Origin of the sequence: Pseudomonas marginalis (assembly GCF_001645105.1) — a bacterium.
Classification (GTDB): Bacteria; Pseudomonadota; Gammaproteobacteria; order Pseudomonadales; family Pseudomonadaceae; genus Aquipseudomonas; species Aquipseudomonas petroselini.
Genome location: NZ_LKEG01000041.1, coordinates 238416 through 246075, shown reverse-complemented (window position 1 = coordinate 246075; position 7660 = coordinate 238416). Strand labels below are relative to the sequence as shown.

Below are 7660 nucleotides of genomic sequence, written 5' to 3'. Positions count from 1 at the left end.
AGCCTGAAATAACCACGGATCTTTCCGTTCAATGCAGATCAAGTGTGGGAGGGGGCTTGCTCCCGATTGCAGCGTCTTAGTCATGGCATGGTTGACTGATTCACCGCCATCGGGAGNAGCCCCCTCCCACATTCAGGTGCATTCCAAGATTAGAACCGGGTCTGGCGCAGAAGGTTGAAGCCAGCCTGAAATAACCACGGCTCTTTCAGTTCAATGCAGATCAAGTGTGGGAGGGGGCTTGCTCCCGATTGCAGCGTCTTAGTCACGGCATGGTTGATTGATTCACCGCTATCGGGAGCAAGCCCCTCCCACATTCAGTTGCATTCCAAGATTAGAACCGGGTCTGTACCGCCAACTCAAAGGTTCGTGGCGAGCCCAAGTAATACGCCGGCGACACATGCGCAAACTCGGCATACACCTCATTGGTCAAGTTGCGCACCCGGCCCGTCACCGAGGTGTGCGAGTCCACCTTATAGCGCAGGAACGTTCCGAACAGCGTGTAGGCTGGTACCGTCTGGGTGTTGGCATTGTCCGCATACACCTCGGCCACATACCGCGCATCCACGCCACCTTGCCAGTCCTCGGCAAAATCATACGTCAGCCACAGGTTGCCCACGCGCTTGGGCACGTTGGTGGGCGTGTTGCCTTTGCGTGAGACTACCGCGCCGCTGGCGATTTTCTCATTGAAGTCATCGTATTCGGCGTCAACCGAGGCGAAGTTGCCTTCCGCCAGCAGCCTGGGCGTGATGCGCAGTGAACTCGCCAACTCGATGCCCCTGGAAGACTGCGCGCCGACCGGGATGCTGTTGGTGGGATCCAGCGGATCGGTCACGGCAAAGTCCTTGCGCTCGATCTTGTAGGCCGCCACGGTGGCCGAGCCACGGCCGTCCAGGTAGTCGAACTTACTGCCCACTTCCCACTGTTTGCCCGTCGAGACCTCAAACACTTGCGTGGTGGTCGTCGGTTGCTCAGCGGCGGTGCTGTATTGCACATACACATTGGCCGAGGGGATGAACTGATAGGTCAGGCCCACGCGGCCGGTCACCGGTTCCCAGCGGCGTTTGAAGTGGCGGGGGTTGGTGGCGGTTATCGCCCGGTGATTGGTGACGTCCAGGTCGATGGCGTCATACCGCAAGCCGGTCAGCAGCGACAGTTTATCGGTGAGGCCCAGACGGTTCTCCACGAACAATGCCTGGGTGGTGACTTCGTTGGTCTTGTCCTTGCCGAAGTTCTCTCGGGTTCGCGGGATGTCATAGAAGTGGCCGGGATCGAAGTTGTTCGGGTCTACCACGCTGTTGCCTGGCACATTCAGTGGGGTGTTGGTGGTGCTGTTGACCTTGTACTCGAAACCGCCGGACCAGGTGGTCGAGAGGCCGAAAATGTGGTCCTCGTGGCGCCACTCGAACTGGTTGCCGTTTTGTTCGCCCTGATGGCGCACCTGATAGGCCGTCGAGCGGTTTACCGCGCTGTTGTCGGCGTTGTACTGGTAGGTCTCCAGGTTGCGGTAATCGCGCTGGCTGTCCAAATGGTAGAGGGTGTTTTTCAGCGTGGTGCTGTCGTTGAGGCGGTAGTCGATGATCGACCGCACCCATAGCGTGCGCTGTTCGTAGCGGCCGTCGGCGACGTTGTAGTTATTGAAGCGGTTGCGCTTGTCGATCTTCAGTTCGCCGACCTTGGGGTTGAGCACCGGCGTGCCCCAGTAGGGGCTGTCTTCATGCTCGTCCTGGTATTCCAGCGCCAGGGTGTGGGACAGGTTCGGGGTGAGATCGCTGAGCAAGGAAAACGCCAGGCTCCAGGCGTCGCGCTGGTCGCGGTCGATGTAGCTGTGGTTGGTGTTGCGGCTTACATCCAGGCGAGCGTAGTGCTGCACCTCGGCGCCGGGGTCGGTCAGGGCATGATTGACACCGAAGGCCATGCCGGCGGTGTCATAACTGCCGTAAGTGAGTTGCCCTTCGGCAGCCTGTTCCTCACGGGTGGCCAGCTTGGTCACGTAGTTGAGCGAGCCGCCCACTGAGCCTGCGCCGTTGATCAGCGAGGAGGGGCCGCCCACCAGCTCCACCCGGTCATAGATCCACGCATCCACCGGTCGTGCCAGGCCGGTGGCGACGTTGATGCCGTTGAACATCTGGGTGATCTGGCTGCTGGTAAAGCCCCGGTAGGAGACAAACCCGCCAAATCCCGGTGGAGCGCTGGCGTTGACGCCGGGCAAGGTATTGGCCGCATCGCGGAAAGTCTTGGCGCCGTGGCGCTCGATGTCATTGCGAGTGGCGATGGCCACTGACGCCGGGGTTTCCCGCACGCTCAAGCCCAACCGCGACGCCGCGCCGCTGGATTGGTCCAAAGCCAAACCGGGCTCGGCGGCTTGTTCGCCATCGATGGTCGTCGGGGCCAACTCAAGGGCCCAGGCGCAGACAGGCAGGCAGCCGAACAGGCCCGCCAACAGGGGTAGATGTTTCATGGTTGAATCCTGAAAAACTTGGCTTGAAAGCAACGCACAGCCATCCGTATTTCCTGGCGGAAACGGTGCTCAGTGCAGATCAGAAAGCGAAGGACTCAGGCGAAGGCAGGCGGCGCGCGCGGGTGGGCCGTGGGCCAGGTGAAGCGGGCAGGGATGTCAGCAGCCAGGACTACGGCAGGCGGGGGGGCATGAGGCTGTGGCAACACCGCCACATTCAGGCTGGAACTCAGCGCAGGGCCCATGCCGCCGGTGGAACACAGCGGACAACCAAACGCCTTGGACAGCGTAGGCAAATTCTCTTCAGGGGCATTGGACGGCGTGGGCGCCTGGGTGCGCGGGTCTACCGTACAAAACTGACCGCCGATGCCATTGAGCTGCATCCCGACCATCTGCCCATGACCGATGCTGCAGGCGAACACATTGAACAGGACGCAGCAGTAAAGCATCCAGGCAATGAGCGAGCGATCGGCACGGGCAAGTTTCATGGGGCGGCACTTTACCATCAGCCGCCGACGAAATGCCTGCAGAAAATCTCAGGGCGACTATTCTGTTTCGCACCTTTCAGGGAGAGCCAGCCATGAGCTTTGTTGTCGCACGATGGATTGTCGGCGTTTTTACCTGCATCAGCATGGTCCACCTCTACTGGGCCGCCGGCGGCAAACTCGGCAGCCTCGCCGCCATCCCCCAACTGCCCGGCGAATTCGCCAGCGGCCCAAAGCCAGCGTTCAAGCCCTCGGCGCTGGGGACGTTCCTGGTGGCGATGGGGCTGGTGGCGATTGCGCTTTTGGTGTGCCTGCGAGCTGGACTGTACTTCTCGGCGGTGTCCCATGGTGCGCTGCAGTGGGGGATCAGCGCGATTGCCGTGGTGATGTTTGCGCGGGCGATTGGGGATTCGGAGTTGGTGGGGTTTTTCAAGAAGGTGGGTGGGTCGCGGTTTGCGAGGTGGGATACGTATTTTTATTCGCCATTGTGTTTGGTGTTGGGGGTGGGGTTGTTGGTGGTGGCGTGGGGGTGAGGGCCTGATTGCTTGTCAGGATGTGCAGTCAATGTGCTTGCAAAGCAGGTCACCGTCGCTCGATCAATGAGTAATGTGACTTCTTCCTCTATCAGTTCACTGACTGCTACTACCTGAGATTCTTTGATGTTAGTTGATGTGAGGTTTGATAGTCATTTTAAATTTGTTTTGAATGGTTGAGTATGAATTAGAAAAAGAAAAATAATCCGGTGTTATTATTGATTGCGACGCTGTTTAGGTGGATTAGCTCTCTTAATGTTGCTGAGTTTTTGATTGCAAAAAAATCTTTAAGTATGGCTAGGGATATATGCAGGTCTTCAGACGTATCAATGGACTCGTCTTCGTAGTCATCAATTATCTTGCCAGTCGCTTTGTTTATAGCTTCCAGCACGCCAGACTCCAGAAGTTCGCGGTGATCTTCGTCAGAGAGGAAGAGTATTTCAAATAATAAGTCTGGGCAGTCATCTGTATCCAGTAATTTCATGGCTTCTGGGGTGAGCGGTACGCAGATGACTGATCGTGCTAACTTTTTGTTAGGTGATTTAGGGATCTCTAACTGAATTGTGTGTTGCTGTTGTGATCCTGTAAATGGTTTTTTGTTGTGTGTCATACTGGATTTCCATATTGGGTTGTTAGTCTTAATTGTATTCAATATATGAGGTTGTCAGCTTTGATGTGGTTTAGGTAGATGCTTTGACTTGCGACAAGGTTTGTGGTCATCATTTTTGTCCGTTCAACGTTTTGTTTCAATGCGTTTATGTTGAACTTGCGCAGTCGTGGTAATCCAAGTGGATTAAGAACGTTAGGTTGCGATCCGTTAACCAAAATGGATATCCAATTGTTTCCCTTATAAGGTACGCAAAATCATTCGGATTTTTGAGTTCCCATGCTCTGTGGTCAGTATCAAAAACCAATAGGACTAAATGTGTACTTTTTATACTGCCTGCTATTTCTTGCCAAAAACTTGAGCTGTATTGGCTACTGCTCTCGTGGAAAAGCATAGGGTCCAGAATGGTGTTTTCGAACTTGAAGAATTTCTTGTGAGTGATTTTATTAAATTATTTATGTCTTTCGCAGTCAGCTTTTTGTTTTTGATATTTAATGCGTTGAGTGTTTCGTCTATTTCTTCTTCTAGATAATTTATCAAGGGGTACCTGGTTTTGAATGAAAGCTAGAGGTGCGGAGTTTTTTTGCCGAACTTTTTTTCGTATTGCCTGGCATGAATAAACCTTAATCTTTAGTGTTATGCTGGTTTCCAGAATTTTAATTCTTGCATGTGCCGCTCTAAGTCATCCATATCGTCGTCGCCCAAAGTTGTATCAAATCCTGCAGTGATTAGTCCTCTCACCTTAGCAAGTCTTGATGTGATTCGAGCGTTGTCAATAAAATCAGTTGTGGCGCGCTGATACTCCTCAGAAGGCCTGTCAATATAGTAAGTGCCCATTTTTCGTAGTGAAACCAGTATGAATTCGATCTCTGTCAGCGCCTCTAAAGCATCTTCCCCAGAGATTGTTATTTTTTTGTTTGTATTCAACATTTTACTTTCTCCTAACGAAAGTAGGGTTTATTAATTTTAGATTCCCCCAAATTGTAAGCTCGATCGAACCGTATCTTGGGTTTCTCTTCTCTTCCAGCATGTGTTTCGGAACGTCAGTTTCTACGTAGTCTCTTCCCCGGCTTACATCGACCTGATAGCGCTTTTGTACATCAGCAGCGCTTAAGATCTTACTTCTTGCTCGCTCCACGTAAACCCTGTTGTTATCAAGTGCTAAAATTTCCCCATCTTGCTCTATTCCGTTCAGCCCCTTCCTATTGGTGTAGTGTCTAACCCTGACGATCTCTCCCTGAGAGTATGGCAGGGTTGGCTCGTCTTGATTGGAGTTAGCACTTATCTTCGGACTTTTAGCATCGACAGATGGCTTGCATCCTTCTCCACCGGGACAAGTGTTCAAACCCAGCGGATCAACCCATCCGGTAGGGTTGGGCACGTACTGGTACGCATTGATCCCACCCGCCAGCTTCACCGGGTCCGGCGTCAGGTACCGACCAATATCCGGATTGTAGTAGCGATGGCGGTTGTAGTGCAGCCCGCTTTCTCGATCGAAGTATTGGCCCTGGAAGCGTAGCGGGTTGTCGATTTTCCCTATGTCGAGCCGGGTGATTTCGCCGTACGCACGGTAGTGCGCGGACCAGACAATTTCTCCTTCGGTGTCGGTGAGTTCTTGTGGGGTGCCGAGGTGGTCAAGTTGGTAGTGGTAGACCTTGGTTTCTTTTGGGCCGAATCCTTCCAGTAGAGCCAGTGGACGAAAGCTGTCCGGTTCATAGAGGTAGCTGCGGTGACGGTCCGCGTGGTGCTCGGCGATCAGTTTGTCGCCTTGCCAGAAGAACTCGGTGGTTACGTCGTCGACGGTTTTGCTGATACGCCGCCCAAACGGGTCGTAGCGGTAGCTGGCGGTTTGGCCGTTGGGTTGGGTGATGCCGATCAGCCGATGCTGACAGTCGTAGCGGTACTCGGTGACGAGTGCGTGGCCTTTGCCGCGGCGTTCGCGGATGAGGTTGCCGAAGGCGTCGTAGTCGTAATGGTGGTCGCCTTGGATCATCAGGCGGTTGCCGGCGACGATGTCGGGGCCCGGCCGGTCTTGCATGAGCAGGTTGCCGGCGGGGTCGTGGCCGAAGCGTTCTTGCTCGCCTTGGGAATGGTCGGCGCGGGTGAGGCGGCTTAGTGGGTCGTAGTGGTAGTGGTGCTCGCCTTTGCGGGTGTCGAGCAGGCGGGTGAGGTTGCCGGATTTGTCGTAGTCGTAATGGCGTTGGTAGAGGGTGTACTCCTGTTGGGTGACGGCGTGGGCGTGCAAGCGTTGCTGGTCGTCATAGTGGTAGTGGCTGATCAGTTGGCCTTGTTGGCGTTGGTGTTCCTGGCCGGCTTTGTAGAGATGCGAAGTGAGGATCTCGCCGTTCAGTTCGACGGTGGCCAGGTGGCCGCCTTTGTCGTGGTTGAAGGTGAGGCGGTTGTTGTCGGGCAGGCGCAGGTTTGTTAGTTGGCCGCAGGCGTCGTAGCCGTAGCGCAGGGTTCCCCAGCCTTGGTGTTCGGCGGCGAGGCGGTTTTGGGCGTCGTATTCGTAAGCCAGGGCCCAATGGCCATCTTCGACGCTGAGGAGGTTGCCCTGGCGGTCGTAGGCATAGTCGACGGCACCACCATCAGGCAGGGTTTTTCTTACGAGTCGACCGGCATGGTCGCGCTCGTAGCGGGTAACCTGCTGACTGCCGTCATCANNTAGGTCTCGCCAACCTCGTTTTCGATTTCGGTCAGCAACAAACGCACGTTGTCGTAGCGGTAGTTGACCTGGCTGCCATCGGCATTGATGCGGCGGCTGATCAGGTGCAGGCCGTCGGCGTATTCGTAGCGGGTGACGTTCCCCAGTTCATCGCGTTCGGAAGTGATTTTTCCGTAGGGGTTGTAGCTGTATTCCCTGAGCGCACCGCCCGGCAGCACAACGCCAATCAACCGCCCAACACTGTCCCATTGGTACTGGGTCAGCGCCCCATGTTCATCCTCCCGGGCCACCTGCCGGCCAAGANNNNTCGTCATAGCGATAACGCTTGATCCNCACCATTCGGCAACTGCTCTTCAAGCAACTGCCCACGCTCATTCCAAACCAACTTCTGACAGCTGTGATCCGGATACCAAACCTGCGTCAGTTGCCCGTATTTGTTGTAGCTGTAGGCAGTCGAATTTCCGTCAGGATCGGTCCTGCGAATGACATCGCCCTGATCACTCCGCTCATACTTCCAAACCGCTTCACCACGCCGCACAACCCGTACGAACCCATTGTCATGCTCGTAGGTCGTCGGCTCATCCTCCCCCGGAAACAACGCCACCAAGCGTCCAGCGTCGTCGTACTGATACGCCGTCACCGCCCCCAGCGGGTCCTGCTCAACCGTCAGCCGGCCTTTTTCATCGTAGGATTTAAAGTGCTCGGCACCGTCCGGATCCACCCGCTGCACCAGCCGCGCCCGCTGATCATGCACGTAGACTTCTTGGCTGCCGTCGGCGTTAAACACCGTGACCTGCCCGTTGTCATCCCAGGCATACCGCGTGTCCATCTGCGAAAAGCTGGCCCAATGCCGCACACACCTCGCCGCCTTGCCAGCCCGTTCCCACTCCCAAAAGAAGNCTCGCCCCACCGGCC

General features: G+C 55.4%; 5 protein-coding genes and 1 pseudogene (1 of these 6 running past the window's edge). 1 reads left to right on the top strand and 5 read right to left on the bottom strand.

Translation table 11 applies throughout. The features are described 5' to 3' along the window. Positions 1–331: 331 nt before the first annotated feature. Positions 332–2458 (bottom strand): TonB-dependent receptor, encoded by a 2127-nt coding sequence (locus AO064_RS15605; protein ID WP_064053900.1) that lies wholly within the window; start codon positions 2456–2458, stop codon positions 332–334. A 95-nt stretch (positions 2459–2553) separates the two neighbouring features. Then, positions 2554–2943 (bottom strand): DUF2946 domain-containing protein, encoded by a 390-nt coding sequence (locus AO064_RS15600; protein WP_064053899.1) that lies wholly within the window; start codon positions 2941–2943, stop codon positions 2554–2556. A 92-nt stretch (positions 2944–3035) separates the two neighbouring features. Here AO064_RS15600 and AO064_RS15595 point away from each other — a divergent pair, with 92 nt between their 5' ends. Continuing rightward, positions 3036–3473, top strand: coding sequence for a DUF3995 domain-containing protein (locus tag AO064_RS15595; protein WP_064053898.1), 438 nt, complete (start codon positions 3036–3038; stop codon positions 3471–3473). Positions 3474–3660: 187 nt separating this feature from the next. Here AO064_RS15595 and AO064_RS15590 read toward each other — a convergent pair whose 3' ends face one another. The 3 genes and pseudogenes from AO064_RS15590 to AO064_RS15580 all read right to left on the bottom strand — a co-directional run. Further along, positions 3661–4083 carry a hypothetical protein gene (locus tag AO064_RS15590; RefSeq protein ID WP_244159525.1) on the bottom strand — a complete coding sequence of 141 codons (423 nt, stop codon included), beginning with the start codon at positions 4081–4083 and terminating at the stop codon, positions 3661–3663. A gap of 633 nt (positions 4084–4716) precedes the next feature. After that, a complete protein-coding gene (locus AO064_RS15585; RefSeq protein ID WP_064053897.1) occupies positions 4717–5010 on the bottom strand; it encodes a hypothetical protein in 294 nt (97 codons plus the stop codon). Position 5011: 1 nt separating this feature from the next. Next, positions 5012–7660, bottom strand: a pseudogene (locus tag AO064_RS15580) (RHS repeat-associated core domain-containing protein) (it continues 1858 nt past the right edge of the window).